Source organism: Embleya sp. NPDC020886 (assembly GCF_044333915.1).
GTDB lineage: Bacteria > Actinomycetota > Actinomycetes > Streptomycetales > Streptomycetaceae > Embleya.
Map to the genome: position 1 here is coordinate 40,632 of NZ_JBIRRX010000023.1, position 14,790 is coordinate 55,421.

At 71.0% G+C, this 14,790-nt stretch carries 14 protein-coding genes; 9 read left to right on the forward strand and 5 right to left on the reverse strand.

Annotated features, from left to right (window positions below; genetic code table 11):
* Window positions 1–20: 20 nt before the first annotated feature.
* The 7 genes from ACH4U8_RS42810 (at window position 21) to ACH4U8_RS42840 (ending at window position 8,114) form a co-directional block, all read left to right on the forward strand.
* On the forward strand, window positions 21–872 hold the full coding sequence (locus ACH4U8_RS42810) for a polysaccharide deacetylase (protein WP_020552687.1): 852 nt from the start codon (window positions 21–23) through the stop codon (window positions 870–872).
* Window positions 869–1,186 (forward strand): 2Fe-2S iron-sulfur cluster-binding protein, encoded by a 318-nt coding sequence (locus ACH4U8_RS42815; protein ID WP_395783826.1) that lies wholly within the window; start codon window positions 869–871, stop codon window positions 1,184–1,186. The genes ACH4U8_RS42810 and ACH4U8_RS42815 overlap by 4 nt, the downstream gene beginning before the upstream one ends.
* Window positions 1,187–1,199: 13 nt before the next feature.
* Window positions 1,200–2,339 carry an NAD(P)/FAD-dependent oxidoreductase gene (locus ACH4U8_RS42820; RefSeq protein WP_395783828.1) on the forward strand — a complete coding sequence of 380 codons (1,140 nt, stop codon included), beginning with the start codon at window positions 1,200–1,202 and terminating at the stop codon, window positions 2,337–2,339.
* Window positions 2,318–3,691 (forward strand): amidase, encoded by a 1,374-nt coding sequence (locus ACH4U8_RS42825; protein WP_395783830.1) that lies wholly within the window; start codon window positions 2,318–2,320, stop codon window positions 3,689–3,691. The genes ACH4U8_RS42820 and ACH4U8_RS42825 overlap by 22 nt, the downstream gene beginning before the upstream one ends.
* Window positions 3,692–3,841: 150 nt before the next feature.
* Window positions 3,842–5,068 (forward strand): CaiB/BaiF CoA transferase family protein, encoded by a 1,227-nt coding sequence (locus tag ACH4U8_RS42830; RefSeq protein ID WP_395783832.1) that lies wholly within the window; start codon window positions 3,842–3,844, stop codon window positions 5,066–5,068.
* Between the two features lie 106 nt (window positions 5,069–5,174).
* Window positions 5,175–6,809 (forward strand): CocE/NonD family hydrolase, encoded by a 1,635-nt coding sequence (locus tag ACH4U8_RS42835; RefSeq protein ID WP_395783834.1) that lies wholly within the window; start codon window positions 5,175–5,177, stop codon window positions 6,807–6,809.
* A 630-nt stretch (window positions 6,810–7,439) separates the two neighbouring features.
* Window positions 7,440–8,114: a hypothetical protein gene (locus tag ACH4U8_RS42840; RefSeq protein WP_395783836.1), complete on the forward strand. Its 675-nt coding sequence runs from the start codon at window positions 7,440–7,442 to the stop codon at window positions 8,112–8,114.
* 147 nt (window positions 8,115–8,261) lie between these two features.
* On the opposite strand, the gene ACH4U8_RS42845 is transcribed toward ACH4U8_RS42840, so the two are convergent.
* Entirely contained in the window at window positions 8,262–8,477 is a 216-nt protein-coding gene (locus tag ACH4U8_RS42845) for a hypothetical protein (RefSeq protein WP_395783838.1), read from the reverse strand.
* A gap of 143 nt (window positions 8,478–8,620) precedes the next feature.
* On the opposite strand from ACH4U8_RS42845, the gene ACH4U8_RS42850 reads away from it, so the two are divergent.
* A complete protein-coding gene (locus ACH4U8_RS42850; protein ID WP_395783840.1) occupies window positions 8,621–8,779 on the forward strand; it encodes a hypothetical protein in 159 nt (52 codons plus the stop codon).
* Between the two features lie 1,319 nt (window positions 8,780–10,098).
* On the opposite strand, the gene ACH4U8_RS42855 is transcribed toward ACH4U8_RS42850, so the two are convergent.
* The 3 genes from ACH4U8_RS42855 to ACH4U8_RS42865 form a co-directional block, all read right to left on the reverse strand.
* Window positions 10,099–11,397, reverse strand: coding sequence for an MFS transporter (locus ACH4U8_RS42855; RefSeq protein WP_395783842.1), 1,299 nt, complete (start codon window positions 11,395–11,397; stop codon window positions 10,099–10,101).
* A gap of 101 nt (window positions 11,398–11,498) precedes the next feature.
* Entirely contained in the window at window positions 11,499–12,233 is a 735-nt protein-coding gene (locus tag ACH4U8_RS42860; protein WP_395783844.1) for a TetR/AcrR family transcriptional regulator, read from the reverse strand.
* A gap of 10 nt (window positions 12,234–12,243) precedes the next feature.
* The gene (locus tag ACH4U8_RS42865) at window positions 12,244–13,491 is read right to left on the reverse strand and encodes a serine hydrolase domain-containing protein (RefSeq protein WP_395783846.1); all 1,248 of its coding nucleotides are present in this window, start codon (window positions 13,489–13,491) and stop codon (window positions 12,244–12,246) included.
* Window positions 13,492–13,653: 162 nt separating this feature from the next.
* Between ACH4U8_RS42865 and ACH4U8_RS42870 the strand changes: the two genes are divergently transcribed.
* Entirely contained in the window at window positions 13,654–13,899 is a 246-nt protein-coding gene (locus ACH4U8_RS42870) for a hypothetical protein (RefSeq protein ID WP_395783848.1), read from the forward strand.
* Between the two features lie 329 nt (window positions 13,900–14,228).
* On the opposite strand, the gene ACH4U8_RS42875 is transcribed toward ACH4U8_RS42870, so the two are convergent.
* Entirely contained in the window at window positions 14,229–14,759 is a 531-nt protein-coding gene (locus ACH4U8_RS42875; protein WP_395783850.1) for a hypothetical protein, read from the reverse strand.
* Between the last annotated feature and the right edge of the window lie 31 nt (window positions 14,760–14,790).

Below are 14,790 nucleotides of genomic sequence, written 5' to 3' on the forward strand. Positions count from 1 at the left end.
TGTCTCTTCAAGGAGTCCCCATGTGGCCTGACAACGCCCAGGTAGCCGTCGGTCTGACCATCGACTTCGACGCCGAGGAGCTGTGGCTCCACGAGTCCGGCGGCGTCAACGTCGGCAAGCCCGGCGTCCTGTCGCAAGGCACCTACGGCGGCCGGGTGGCCGTTCCGGAGCTGCTCAAGCTGCTCGACAAGCACCGCCTGCGGGCCACGTTCTTCGTGCCCGGCCGCGTCGCCGAGGTGTGGCCGGACCGGGTCCGCGACATCGTCGCCGCCGGCCACGAGCTCGCCAACCACGGCTACAGCCATGTCTCGCCCACCAAGCTCACCCGCGAGCAGGAGGAGCGCGAGCTGGTACGCGGCCACGAGATCCTCACCTCGTTCGGCGCGGAGGTCACCGGCTACCGCGCCCCCTCGCTCGAACTGACCGTGCACACCCTGGAGTTGCTGGAGAAGCACGGCTACAACTACAGCACCAACATGATGGCCGACGTGCGGCCGTACTGGCACGAGGGCACCCGCGTCCTGGAGCTGCCGACCTCGTGGCCCACCAACGACTCCGTGCACTGGTGGTTCGACACCGAGTCGTGGAACAAGAAGATCAGCACCTCGGAAGAGGTCCGCTCGATATGGAGCGAGGAGTACTACGGCATCAAGGACCTCGGCGGCGTCTGCATCTACACGACCCACCCGCAGATCATCGGACGCCCGATGCGGCTGCGCTTCCTCGACAAGTACCTGGAGTTCCTCACCGCGCAGCCCGACACGTGGATCGCCTCGCTCGACGAGATGACCGCGCATCTGACCAAGACGGGCTACGACGTGTCGAGCAACCACGTGGAGGTGGCGCGGAACCTGCGTGTGGTCGAGGCATGACCGGACAAGCCCACGTGACCGCCGCCGACGGCAACACCCGGACCGTGCCGGTCCGCTACGGGGTCAAGCTCATGCCCGAGCTGCGCTCCGCACGCGTCGGAGTCGTCGGGATGTGCGGCGGCAACGCCGCCTGCGGCACCTGCCACGTCTACGTGAGCCCATCGTGGCTCGGCGCCCTCAAGGCGCCGGGCACCGACGAGGCGGACATGCTCGACGAGTTGGAGTCGCGCAGCCCACAGTCCCGACTGGCCTGCCAGATCACCTTCAGTCCCGAACTGGACGGGATGGAACTGGCCGTGGCGCCCCATGATTGAGCGAATCCTCGTCGTGGGGGCGTCACTTGCCGGCGTACACGCCGCCGAGGAACTGCGCGCGGCCGGCTTCGAAGGCGAACTCACCATGCTGTCGGCCGAAACCGAGCCGCCCTACGACCGGCCGCCGCTGTCCAAGCGGTTCCTCGCCGGACACTGCGGCGAGGAGGAGCTGAGCCTGCGGCCGGTGGACTCCTACGCCGCGCTCGGGATCAAGCTGCACCTCGGGGCGACCGCCACCGGACTCGACCTCGGCCGGCGCGAGGTGCACACCCAGGACGGGACCGTCCACCCCTTCGACGGCCTCGTCATCGCCACCGGGTCGCGGCCACGCTGGCCCGCGGCGCTGCCCCGCCTCGCGGGCATGCACACCCTGCGCACCGCCGCCGATGCCCGTCGCCTGGCCGACGAGTTCGCGGGATCCCCGCGCGTCGCCGTGCTCGGCGGCGGATTCATCGGCGCCGAGGTCGCGGCGACCGCCCGCGGCCTGGGCCTGGAGGTCACGATCGTCGAGGCGGCCCCCACCCTCATGAGCAGGGCGCTGGGCCCGTCCTTCGGCGACCTGATGGTCCGGATCCATCGCGACCACGGAGTCGACGTCCGATGCGGCGCCGCCGTCGTCGACGTCACCGGCGACATCCGCGTCGACGGCCTGATGCTCGCGGACGGCACCCGCGTCGACGCCGACGTGGTCGTCGTCGGCGTGGGGAACGCGCCGGTCACCGGCTGGCTCGCGTCCTCGGGCCTGGAACTGGACGACGGCGTGGTGTGCGACGAGACCTGCGCCACCGGCGTCCCCGGCGTCGTCGCCGCCGGCGACGTGGCCCGCTGGCGACACCCCCGCCTGGGGGTCACCCGTTCGGAGCACCACTCCAACGCGGTGGAGCAGGGTATGGCCGCCGCGCGGACGCTGCTGGGCCAGGCCGCGCCGTACGCACCGGTGGGCTACGTCTGGTCCGACCAGTACGAGCACAAGATCCACGCGCTCGGGTCCTGGCAGCCCGGTGCCGAGACCCGCATGATCGGCCCCTCGCTCGCGTGCTTCGTGCGCGAGGGGCAGGTCGTGGGGGCGGCCGGCATCGACGCCCGTCGGGAAGTGATGCGCCTGCGCAAGGTGATCGAACAAGGAGAACCGTGTCCAGTCTCCACCGGCTGACCGCGACCGAACTGGCCGCGCGAATCCGCCGCCGCGACGTGTCGAGCCGGGAGGCCGTGCAGGACCATCTCGACCGGATCGAACGGGTCAACCCCGAGATCAACGCCATCGTCACGCTCACCGCCGACCAGGCCCTGGCCGACGCGGACCGGGCGGACCGGGCACTCGCCCATGGCGTCACGCCCGGTCCGCTGCACGGCGTCCCCGTCGTCTACAAGGACCTGCACGACACGGCGGGCGTGCGCACGACGTACGGATCCACAATCTACGCCGGCCACGTCCCCACGCGGGACGCGCGAATCGTGGCCCGGATGAAGCAGGCCGGCGCGATCACCCTCGGCAAGACCAACACCCCCGAATTCGGCACCGGTTCGCACACCTACAACGCCGTCTTCGGCGTCACCCGCAACCCGTACGCCCCGGACCGGAGCGCGGGCGGAAGCAGCGGCGGCTCCGCCGCGGCGCTCGCCGCACACATGGCACCACTGGCGAGCGGCACCGACATGGGCGGCTCGCTGCGCAACCCGGCGAGCTTCTGCGGCGTCGTCGGTCTGCGGCCCAGCGCGGGCCTGGTACCCGCGTCCGGCGACTGGTGCACACTCGCCGTCGACGGACCGATGGCCCGCACGGTCGAGGACGTCGCGCTCATGCTCAGCGTCATCGCGGGCCACGACCCGGCGAGTCCGCTGTCCTGGCCCGGCGACGGAGCGCGGTTTCGCGACCTGACGCCGCACCCGATGCGGGGCCTGCGGGTCGCCTGGGGCAGGGACCTGGGCGGCCTCCCGGTCGACCACCGCGTCACGGGCGTCCTCGACACCGCCGGGCGCCCGGTCTTCGAGGGGCTCGGCTGCTTCGTCCAGGACCGGGAACCCGACTTCACCGGTGCCGACGAAGCCTTCCGCACCTGGCGCGCCTGGTACTACGCGCAATGGTTCGGCGAGGAGGACCGCGCCGCGCTCAACCCCGACACGCTGTGGAACATCGACGCCGGACTCGGCTTGTCGGGGCCGGAGCTCGCGCGGGCGGAGCGGCACCGGATCCGGCTGTACGCCGAAGTCTCCCGATTCTTCGACGACTTCGACGTCCTCGCGCTGCCCGTCGCGCAGGTGCCGCCCTTCCCGGTCGAAACACGGTGGCCCGACGAGATCGAGGGCGTCCGCCAGACCGGCTACTTGGACTGGATGCGCTCGGCGTACTACATCAGCGCAACCGGCCTGCCCGCGATCTCCGTGCCGTGCGGATACACCGACAACGGACTGCCCGTCGGGATCCAGCTCGTCGGCCGACCGGCCGGCGACCTGGAACTCCTGCGGATCGCCTACGCCTTCCAGCTCGCCAACCCCACGTCCTGACGCCGCGATCTCGCGACCTCCGCATTCCCGGACCCGATCCGCCTCCGCACACGCCCCCGCACACGCTCGCAGGACCGGCGAGCGGCGCGGAGCGCCCCGGCGACCCCGCGAGCGCGCCCGTGCCCCGCCGCCCTTCAGAACGGAGTACACATGCCTGTCCCCGGGACGACCTCGCCCTGGCTCGAGAACGACGGAGCACTCGCCGGGCTGCGCGTACTCGACCTGTCCCGCATCCTCTCCGGCCCCTTCTGCACGATGATCCTCGGCGACCTCGGCGCAGACGTCATCAAGGTCGAGAACGTCGAAGGCGGCGACGACACCCGCGCCTGGGGCCCACCCTTCCAAGGCGCGGACGCCGCGTACTTCCACACCGTCAACCGCAACAAGCGCGGCATCGCCGTCGACCTGAAGAACCCGCAATGCCGGGAGCTGGTCGAGGAGTTGGCCGCCACCGCCGACGTCGTCGTGGAGAACTTCCGCCCCGGCGCGGCCGCCCGCCTCGGGCTCGGCTACGAACAGATACGCGAGATCAACCCGGGCATCGTCTACGTCTCGGTCTCGGGATACGGGCAGACCGGCCCCATGTCCCAGGAGCCCGGCTACGACGCGATCGCCCAGGCACTGTCCGGCATGATGAGCGTCACCGGCGAATCGGACGGCCCGCCGGTACGCGTCGGCGTCGCCGCCGCCGACCTCGCCGCCGGGATGTGGGCCTGCATCGGCATGCTCGCCGCCCTGCGCGCCAAGGACCGCACCGGTGCGGGCCAGTGGGTGGACGTCTCGCTCCTCGACGGCCAGATCTCCTGGCTCACCTACGTCGCCGGCGGCTACTTCGTCACCGGCGACACCCCGCCGCGCTACGGCTCCGCCCACCCGACGATCGTCCCGTACCAGGCGTTCCCGACCGCCGACGGCCACCTCATGGTTGCCGTCGGCAACGACGGCCTGTGGCGCCGCTTCGCCGCCGCCGTCGGCCTCGGCCACCTCGCCGAGGAGCCCCGGTTCCGCACCAACCCCGACCGCGTCCGCAACCGCCGTGAACTCCTGCCGCTGATCGAAGCCGCACTCGCCGAACGCTCAGCCCACGAGTGGGGCAAGATCCTCGCCGACGTCGGCGTACCCGCAGGCCCCATCAACACCGTCGACCAGGCCCTCACCCACCCTCAGGTCCTGGCCCGGGACATGATCGCCAAGATCGACCACCCCTCCGCGGGCACCATCACGATGGTCGGATCCCCCCTCAAGCTCTCCCGCACCGCCACCACCATCCGCACCGCGCCCCCCGAACTCGGCCAACACACCGACGAAGTCCTCACCGCCCTCGGCTGCACCCCGAAGGACCTGGCCGACCTCCACGCCGAGGGCGCGGTGCGCTGAGTCAACCGAAAAACCACGTAATACAGCGATATTTCACCATCCTTGGGCGCGACCGGTGGCACGTGCATGCCCGCCCGTCCAAGCCGCTCGACAGTCAGGGGAAGTCATGTCCTTCGAGTTCACGCGGGTCACCGCCGCGCCGGTGCCGTCGACCGCCCGCCAATCCATGGTGCGGATGCGCGACGGCGTGCGCCTGGCCACCGACGTCTACCTCCCCGAAGGCGAGGGCGACGGGCCGGTGCAAGCGGTCCTGGTCCGCCTGCCCTACGACAAGAACAGCAGCTTCGTCTTCATGGACACGGTCGCCGAGCGCTTCAAAAACCGCGGCTACGCGCTCGTCGTCCAGGACGTCCGCGGCAAATTCCGCTCCGAGGGCGAGACCGCGGCGTGGAGCGGCGAGGTCAACGACGGCTACGACTCCATCGAGTGGATCGTCAACCAGGAGTGGTCGGACGGCATCGTTGGCATGTTCGGCGACTCGTACTACGGGTTCGCCCAGTGGGCGGCGGTGGCCGGCCGGCACCCCGCGCTGCGCGCCATCGTCCCCCGGGTCACCTCCACGGCCTGGGCGCCGCACGTGATGAACCCCGGCGACCCGTCGATCCGGCGCGTCCCGTGGATGGAGGGCGCCCTCTACCTCGCGTCGCACTGGGTGGACCGCGACACCTACGAGTACGAGCCCGACTACTCGGCACGACCGCTGCGCGACGCCTTCGAGCAGGCCTTCGAGGCCATCGGCGCCCGCTCGTCCGCCTTCGACCTGACCGTGCCACGCCCCGTCCCGGTCGACGCGTACGGCACGGTCCACCCCTACGACGCACGCCCGGTGCCCGTACTGCAGTGCGTGGGCTGGTACGACAACATCGGGGCCGCCCAGATGTACGACTACACCCAGCTCGCCAAGCGCCCCGGCTGGGCCGCCGTCCAGTACCTGTCGGCGGGCAGCAGCGACCACAACGGCTACCCGCTCCACGACGCACCTCACACCGACGACAGCATGAGCGAGGAGTCACTGGACTCCTACCTCGGTCCCGCCCTCGATTTCTTCGACGTCTTCCTCAAGGGCACCAAACCGCTGGACATCCTGCCCAAGGTGCGTTGGCACCTCGGCCACGTCGGCTGGCGGACCTCCGACGTGTGGCCCCCCGAGGGCGCGCGGACCGTCTCGCTCTCCCTGGCCGATGCCCAGGCCGCGACGGGCGCGGCCCCCGGCGGCAGTCTGAGTGAGCAGCCCGACGCGTCCGGTTCCAGCGTCGACTGGCGGTACGACCCCGAGGCACTGGTCCCCTCCACCCTGCCGATGACGTGGATTCAACTGCGCTTCCACCCCGACGAGCAGGCCGTCGCCGACCGCGACGACGTACTGCTGTTCTCCGGCCCCGTGCGCACCGAGCCGCTGGACCTGGCCGGCCCCGTCGAACTGACGCTGGAGGCGGAGAGCACCGCGCCGACCTTCGACGTGCTCGCCAAGCTCCTCGACGTCGCCCCCGACGGCACCGCCCGCATGATCGTGCGCGGAGACGCGCAGAGCACCGATCGCGGCGAACTGCGCCTCGATCTCGGCCACACCGGCTACCGCGTCCGCCCCGGCCACCGGCTCGCCCTGATGATCGCCGGGAGCGACTTCCCGCTCTACGTCCCCAACTCCGGCACCGACGAGAGCCCTTGGCTGGCCACCGTGCTCAAGCCGAGCACCCAGACCCTGCACGCCGGCTCGCTCAGCATCACCGTGCTCGGGTAAGCCCCCGGCCGGCCACAGACACAATCCACATCGGACCGGGCCGAGTCGCAGGAGCTCTTCAGCCAGGCGCAGGCGCTTTACGCGTCCACGGGGGTGGGGTTGTCGGTGGCCTCGCAGGGTGGGGTCGGTGATCCACAGCGACCCGGGTTCGTCCCGGTCGCCAAGCGGGTTCGAAAGATCGCCTCCCAGGCCGGGGGCTCGGCATGCCCAAGAAGCCCAAGGCCCGAAAGACCTCCGCGCGCCCGCGACCCTCCGTTCGGGAACAGGCCGCGGGTTGTGACCTGAGTCGTCTGCGTCCGCCGGGCGGGCTCTACCTGACTGGTACAACGTCCCGCACGCCGACTGGGACGGCACGCTCCCCGACGACCCGCACCTGCCTGCGGAAGCCCGTGATCTGTGGCGCCGGTTGAAGACGCCGGGCCCGCGGTACGGCGGCTCGTTCCCCCAGGCCGCAGTCGTGCTCGACATGATGCTCGACAGCGACCGGCTGACGATGATGCAGACCGACGGCCGGATCACGCTGATGGATCCCCGGTCCTTCGGCCCCGGCGGCCCGGACCCGGACCGGTTCCGCGAGGGCATCACGAACTCCACGCCGCGGCCGCGCTCCCGGAGGCGGACGATGACTGTGTGCGCCTGGTGGCGTCGCGTCCCGAACGTCCCGGCGGGCAATGGATCCACGAGGACGAGCCCGAGGCCCGTCACGTGCCCTCGACCTGCATCCCGACGCGGGCCGCCGAGGAACTGTCGGTCGAGCAGTACGCCGCTCTGGCGATCCTGCGCCGTCCCGGAACCCGCGGCCCTGAGGACGCGATCCGCAAACTCACCGCACGCTCGGACGAACTCACCGCGCGGCAGGCCCGGGCCCGGTCGACGCCGTCGTCGCCTCCGAGTGGGTCGACGCCAAGGGCTGCGACGCCTGCCCCGACGCCGCGCACCGCACCCGGGAGGACCCGACTGAGGGAGCTGGTGATGCTGGGCCGTCGCCTGTGGATCGCCCCGATCGATCCACACTGCCTGCAATGCGTAGCCGCCACGGTCCGCAGCCGCCGACGCCGGAACCCCCTGGAGTACGGGCAGATCATGACCATGTTGCAAGTGCAGCTGGGCGCGGTGGGATACGTCCACGCCTACAGGCCCTTCGGCACCGACCGCGAGGTGGCGAGCCGATGGCTCGCCCAGCACTGTACCGTCCGCGACACACCCGACGCCGTGGACACCGATACGACCGAACTGCGACCGTTCCGGCTCGACACCGACGGCCACCTGGTGCGCCGCTACCGCACCGACGCCCTCATCGACTGAACCTGCGGCGTCGGCCTCGAAGCCGCGACCGCGAGGCCGAACACCCAGGTGCGGGCCCCCCGGCGGTGGTTCCGTGATCGCCACCTCATACGGCATCGGACATTTGAAACCACCCGCCAGGGCAATCGATCGGCCGTGGTGGCGTGGTCAAGTCCAGATGCCGAGGGCGAGGATCACCAGCGTGGTGATCGCCAGGATGAACAGGCCGCCGCCGCCGTCGCCGGAGGCGGACTTCTTTCGCGATCGCGATCCGCCGAGGCGTTTGCCGCCGGAGTGCCTGCCGCAGTAGCGCTCGCCGGGTCTGGCCTTGCGCCCGCAGGTCTTCCCGGTGTTGCCCTTCGTCGACCTTTGGCACGTACCCATGGGTGTCCCCCTCGATCGTCGGTGACTCCATGTTGTCGAAACCTCGCGTTGTGTTCGGGAGTTCGCGCGGACTGGGTGGATGTGCGAGGTCTGCCGGTCGTGTCCCTCGGCGCGGCGGAGGCCCGGGGAGAGGGAGGACCGCGGTGGGATGGTTCGGGCGTTTCCAGGGTGATTTCTACTTCGAGGAGGTCGTCGGCGAGGGCGTCATCCCGCCCACGTACACCGACGACGGCGTGGTCCCGGACGCCGAGATCCACGACGCGTGCGTCGACGAGGGGGGTCGCCTCCGGCCGGACGAATGATGCCGCCGGCAATGGTGCGCCGGCACGGTTCGAGCGAGCGCGGCCGAGTCCGGACAACCCTCGACGACCTGCGACGCGGCACGACGCCGGCGCGCCGGCCCGTGGCCCCGGGGCCGGCGGGTCGTTGAACCGCTCACAGGGATTCGACGCCGGCGGACGGGCCCATGGACGAGCAGGAACGTGTCGCACCGGAGGCGGCGCTGCTGCGCGCCGCGGCCGAGGCCGTGCGGCGCGCGGCGCGCGGCGCGCGGCGGAACACCTGGAGCAGGGCGAGGACGCGGACCGGCGCGCGTCGTTGGTAACGACTGTCGTCGGCTGCACGCGTGTGGTCAGGCGGACGTGGCGTCAGGTGTGCCTGTGGCCGATCAAGTCGGTGTGGCTGCGGCCATGCGCCGGACGGTGGCGGGGATCGCGTCGTTCCAAGCGCGACGGGGCAGGCGGCCTCCGGTGCGACGGGTATTCGGTGGGCCGGGGTGGGGCTCGGCGCGAGGTGGACGTGAGGCCGGATGTGTGTGAGGTTCGGAGTGATGTCCGAGGGTGGTGCGGGCGGGCGAACCGCTCGGGCTGGCGTCGGCGTCTCGTTGCCGTGCCCGGCGGCGTGCGGGCGGTACCCCTATTCTCCTGCGCGGGGATCCGGGGTGAGGGGGCCGGATGCGGCGGGGCCCGACGGCTCACTGCGCGATGGTGCGAACGTCACCATGGGGAGCGACACGGAACGCAACAGGTCGGCGCGCGTCATTCTCTACGGCGCCGGCGCCGTGCGCTATGACCCGATCGGCTTCGAGACATTGTGCCGCACGGTCGAGGAACTACGGTCGCGCCGACCGGAGAAGGACTGTCTGCTGGTCGGAGTCAACGTCGAGGACACGCCGCCGGGCACCTGCGCGGGCCGGGCGTTCGACACGACTGTGCCCGGAGAGCCGATCCCGCACCCACATCGCCGCGGTGCCACGAGGGTTGGCCACCCGTGCGACCTCAAGGGTTCGCACCGGGATACCTGCCCTCGAACCCGAACCCATCGACACAGCCGCCCCCTCGCCGCAGTTCGCCTTCTCTCCAGCGAAGCAGCATTCACCCAAGTACTCAGCATGGCGAACAGAGGCAAATCCTCAAGATCACCAACGGCATCCCGAATGTGAGACAGAGCCGAACGTTTTACAGTCCCGCTCGACAGCCGCGAGGATCGGGCCGCTCTCGTCCAGGCGGCGAGAAGCCATCGGGACATCGGGCGATCGAGGCGCTTCCAGCGGAGGTGAGCCAGGTCTGCGGAGAGAGACTGCACGACACAGTGGGGCAAGTCTGTTTTCGGTTCAAGGAGTTCAGAACTTCCGAAGAGCCGACACGTCATGGCCGGCGGGCGGGCTCGCGCGGATCATGTGGAGCAGAGGAGCGGCACCGATGAAGGTTGCGGCGGCGAGGGCCACGCCCAGCGGCGTGTAGCCGATGGCGTCCAGCAGTGCTCCCGTGGCCGGCGGCCCCAGGGCCGTTCCCACTGCGATAGCGCCGGTGGCGGCGGCAATCCAGCGGCCCGACGGGTCGGCGGCGGCAATCGCGGCGAGGAGGATGACGAGTACCGCGAGGTAGCCGGCCTGCCAGACGATCGTGGCGGCGGCGTACGCCGTCGGCGAACTCGACGCCGCGACTGTGCACTTGGCCGCGGCCTCCACGATCACGCAAGCGGAGAGCGCGGCGAAGCGGCCGTATCGCCGTGCCGCCGCGGAGCCGGCCACGATGCCCGCCAAGGCGATCACCCCTGCGGCGGCCAGCACGGTGGAGACCGCGGATGTGCTCATGTGGGCGTGATCCTCGCCGAGCACCGCGGTGTACGACCAGGCGCCCTGGTCGGTCGCGGCGAGCAGGGCCACCCCCGCGAGGAGTGGCGCCCCGGGGTTGCGCGCGGCGGACGTGTCCCGCGCGGCGGCGACGGGGCGTTCCGGGAGCCGGCCGCACAGCGGCAGCACGAGGACGGAGCATGCGGCGAGGACGAGGAATCCCGTGCCGCTGCCACCTGCGCTGTTGGCCGCGGGGAGGACGATGAGCAGTAGCGCGGTGATCACCGTCGCGCCGAGCACGGTGACGGTCGAGGTGCGGTCGGGGTCGCCCACCGAGGCCATGCCGGCGGTGGAGGCCACCATCAGGGCGCCGAGTCCGGCGCCCGCGATCACGTTCGCCGCGGTGAGTTGCGCCGCGTTCCCGGCCAGTGCCGACGCGGCGAAGCCGATGGCCGCCGCGAGTGCGCCCAGTCGCGCAAGCCGGGCTCGGCCCGGGTGGTCGGCGCGTCGCGACAGGCCGATCGACGTCACGGCCGTGGCGAGGAGCTGCGCGGCGGCGACCACGCCGGCCTCGGTGTTGCCGAGGTGCATGCTGCCGCTGAAGTCGGAGAGGAGTTCCGGCATGAGGTTTCCGCCGGCGCTCCCGAGGGTGAGGCCGGCGGACAGTGCCGCGAGCACGGGTCTGGTCAGGGCGTTGCCCGCTGTGTCGGCGTGCCTGTCGTGCACGGGGGCGTCGGATCGCAGGGCGTCGGTCTCCGCATCTTTTGCCTTGCAGCCGTCGATGCCCGGGGCGGCGCTCGCGGCGGAGGCGGGTGTTGCGGTGGTGGGATGGAACCCCTCGGCCATGGGTGCCTCCTTGATGGGCCAACCGGTGTTGTCAACAATGGTGCGGAACGGGCTGCTGCAACCGACGTATCCGAACCGCGCGGCCGGGCCGCGCCGCGCGGCTACCGGCCGGCGTGCCCCGGGCGGGCGGTCGGTTCGTGTCCTCGGGCGCGGAGGGCGCGCAACTCGATGGCGTCCAGGATCAGTTCGATCGCGGTGTCGAACTGGTCCTCGTCGTCGAGGTCGGCCAGGTAGGGGGCCACCAGAGCCAGATTCGGATATCGCGCCGGCGAGGCGGCCAGGTATTCGCGCCGCCAGGCCAGTTCGTCGCCCTCCTGGGCTTCCTTGTCCATCGCGAGGTAGGAGGCCTGGAACGCGCCCATGGCGAGTCCGAGGTCGGCCAGGACCCGGTAGTACATGGCAGCCTCGCGGCCCTCCAACCCGGCTTCGAACAGCGCGCCGACCACCGTGTCGGCGGCGCGGAACTCCGGATCCCGGCGCGAGGTCCGCGCGGCCACCAGGACGGCGACGGCGGGATGGGCCAGGCACGCGTCGCGGATGCGGCGCGCGAGGTCGGTGAGGGTGGCTCGCCAGTGCTCGGCCGGTGCGAAGTCGCGCAGCGCGTCCTCGATCAGCCGCGCCGACAGGGCCAGCAGCAGGTCGTCCTTGTTGCCGAAGTGCCGCAGCACCGACGTGTGGTCGGCGCCCAGATCCGCGCCGAGGCGGCGGAAGGTGAGCGCGTCCGGGCCGTCCCGTTCGATCACCGCGATCGCGGTGTCCAGGATCAGGTCGGGATTGAGGAATGCCGCCGTGCGTCGGGGGCGCCCCGGGGACCTGGGCTTCGCGCTCGCTGTCATGACGACCATGCTAGGGACGCCCCGGCCGTGGGTCGGATGAGGACAGGTGGTCCGCGATCGCGCGCATCGTGGCGACGGATTCCGCGTCACGGATCGGGTCGTCGGCGGTCGGCCAGGCGCCCGTCTTGACGATCACGACCTCGGCCTCGGGGTCGATGTACAGGTATTGCCCGAACACTCCGACAGCGGTGTACGCGCGCCGCGCGCCGCCGAGCGTCCACCACTGGTTCGCGTATCCGTAGTGCGGATAGCCGCTGTCGCCGAGCGTGCCCACCTCCAGATGCGCAAGGCCGCGGCCGCGGCCGCGCTCGACCCACGCCGCGGGCACGATCCGTTCGCCGCGCAGTTCGCCGCCGCCCGCCACGAGCAGGCCGACGCGGGCGAGATCGCGGGTGGTGGCGTTGAGCGACCCGCCGCCGATGACGGTGCGCGGCCGGCCCCGGGTGAGCCAGTAGTACGCGTCGTGCTCGGCGCCGATCCGACTCCACAGCTTCTCGGCGGCGTACGCGTCCAGCGTGCGGCCGGTGGCGCCCTCGACGACCCAGCCGAGCACCTGCGTGTCGACCGTGGAGTAGTTGAACCGCGTACCCGCCGGGGCGGTCCGCGGCGCCGTCGCAACGACGTCGCGCAGCGACCCGCCGCCGGTGACCGCCTTCTCGAAGCGATTGATCAGACTGTCCGGGTTCGTCCAGTCCTCCAGGTCGCCCACGCCGCTGCACATGTCGAGCAGCCATTCCACGGTGACGTCGTCGTAGGCGGAGCCGCGCAGCCGGTCGACGTACGCCGTCACCGGGTCCGCCAAGTCCATGACCGCGCCTTCCTCGAGGGCGATCCCCAGCAGCAGGGAGGTGACCGACTTGGTGACCGAGTTCAGTTGGAATCGCACGCCGGGCGCGGCGAAGCGACCGGGGTACGACTCGTGCACGATCTCGCCTCGGTGGAGCACCAGGAACGAGGTGGTGTTCGTCCGCGCGAGCAGTTCCGCGACGCTGTGCTCGGTCCCGGCGGCATCCACGGTCAGTCCGGTCAGGTCCACCGGACGCTCCGGCAGTGTGAGCACCGGCCCGCTGCGCGGCACCGTCACCGAGGGCAGCAGCCGATCCATGTGCGTGAAGGACCACTCGTTGATCGGGCGGCGCATGATGAGTTCGCCGTGGTGCCGCCACAGCCAGAGCGCGCCCGCTCCTGCGCCGACGGCGCCGGCCGCTGCCGCGGCGCCCCGAAGAAGCCTGCCGGGCCCACTCCTGTTGTCCACCATGGCGGCTCCTGTCGATCACGTACCGGTCCCCACATCCTGGAGACGTGACACCAACGTTGTCAACAGTGGTGCATTAAATCACCGAGGTCCTTGTGGTGGCTTCCCACCGCAACCGGCCCCTGGTCGTCGTCGCATCGGAAGGGGCGGCGCGACCGGGTTCCGATGCCCGGCGAGGATGTCGAGGCGGGCGGGTTGCGCGTGCACACGTCGGTAGCCGTACGTCTGGTAGACGTCGTCGAAGACCCGGCGGACGATCGTTTTGAGCATCGCGCGGCGTTCGGTGCGCCCGGGCGGTCTTCCGCCCGGGCGTTCGCCGCCCGTCTGGACGCGGAGGCGCGACGCCCGGGCCTGGGCGTTGTGTTCGACGAACGCACTGTGCGGCGGTGGTTGTCCGGGCACAGTCGGTGACCCCAGCGGGCGCACCGCCTGGCGCTGGAGTGCACCATCCAACTCTCCGGCTTGGACCCACCGCGACCGACGTCGACCGCCACTGGCAGTCCTATCACTGGCACCAGGGGCCCATGCCCGCTGGACGAACAGTGTTCGGGGATCGTGGTCCGTGTCGCTCAGGGACCAGTGACAGGTTTCCTGTCCATACCGCCGGGCGACTCGCCGGCGCGCCGACCACGCCGCTCCTCTGCCGACACGACACCCTTCGCCGACAGCAGGAGCGGAGAGCCGCGATCAGAACCGACCCCCGCTCCTCGTCGCGTACGTCGCGGCCCGCTCGCGTGTCGTCAGCCCCGGATGAGTTGCCTCTTGGCCTGGATGAACTCGTCGTCCGTCAGAGCGCCGTGGCGATGCAGGACGGCGAGACGAGCGAGTTCGTCGAGTATCGCCGAGCCGTCGGGTCGTTGAGGGGAGACCTCGCCGGCATTTTGGGCCGCGTTCGCGGCCGCGGTGATCGCGGTGGCGACGGCTTCGCGCAGCGTTTCGACGAACGTCTCGGCCCGGACGACGTTTTCCCATCCGTACGCACCGCTGAAGGCGACGACCCTGAGAACGTTCCCGGTGAGCCGGGACCGCGTGGCCGTGATGTCGGTGATACCCGCCAGGGACACCGCCACCGGGGGCCGTCCCTCCTTGGCGTAGACCAAACGATGGGTGGTGAGCACCAGGGTCCCGTTGCTCCATTCCTGCCGGGCGCGGGCGGAGGTCGCCAGCATCGGAGTCTCCCCCGGTATGGCGGTGTCGTCGATGGCCCGCGTCACGGTGTTGGCCCGGTCCATCTGGTCGAGCGCCATCTCTGCGAGGTCACCCCAATCCATGATCTTCACCTTCCGTTCTCGACACATGCGT

Excerpts from the sequence above, each read along its gene's own strand:
- ACH4U8_RS42815 (WP_395783826.1), top strand. The coding sequence starts at position 869 with ATGACCGGACAAGCCCACGTGACCGCCGCCGACGGCAACACCCGGACC.
- ACH4U8_RS42860 (WP_395783844.1), bottom strand. The coding sequence starts at position 12,233 with ATGACAGCGAGCGCGAAGCCCAGGTCCCCGGGGCGCCCCCGACGCACG.
- ACH4U8_RS42810 (WP_020552687.1), top strand. The coding sequence starts at position 21 with ATGTGGCCTGACAACGCCCAGGTAGCCGTCGGTCTGACCATCGACTTC.
- ACH4U8_RS42845 (WP_395783838.1), bottom strand. The coding sequence starts at position 8,477 with ATGGGTACGTGCCAAAGGTCGACGAAGGGCAACACCGGGAAGACCTGC.
- ACH4U8_RS42830 (WP_395783832.1), top strand. The coding sequence starts at position 3,842 with ATGCCTGTCCCCGGGACGACCTCGCCCTGGCTCGAGAACGACGGAGCA.
- ACH4U8_RS42870 (WP_395783848.1), top strand. The coding sequence starts at position 13,654 with ATGCCCGGCGAGGATGTCGAGGCGGGCGGGTTGCGCGTGCACACGTCG.
- ACH4U8_RS42865 (WP_395783846.1), bottom strand. The coding sequence starts at position 13,491 with ATGGTGGACAACAGGAGTGGGCCCGGCAGGCTTCTTCGGGGCGCCGCG.
- ACH4U8_RS42875 (WP_395783850.1), bottom strand. The coding sequence starts at position 14,759 with ATGGATTGGGGTGACCTCGCAGAGATGGCGCTCGACCAGATGGACCGG.
- ACH4U8_RS42855 (WP_395783842.1), bottom strand. The coding sequence starts at position 11,397 with ATGGCCGAGGGGTTCCATCCCACCACCGCAACACCCGCCTCCGCCGCG.
- ACH4U8_RS42835 (WP_395783834.1), top strand. The coding sequence starts at position 5,175 with ATGTCCTTCGAGTTCACGCGGGTCACCGCCGCGCCGGTGCCGTCGACC.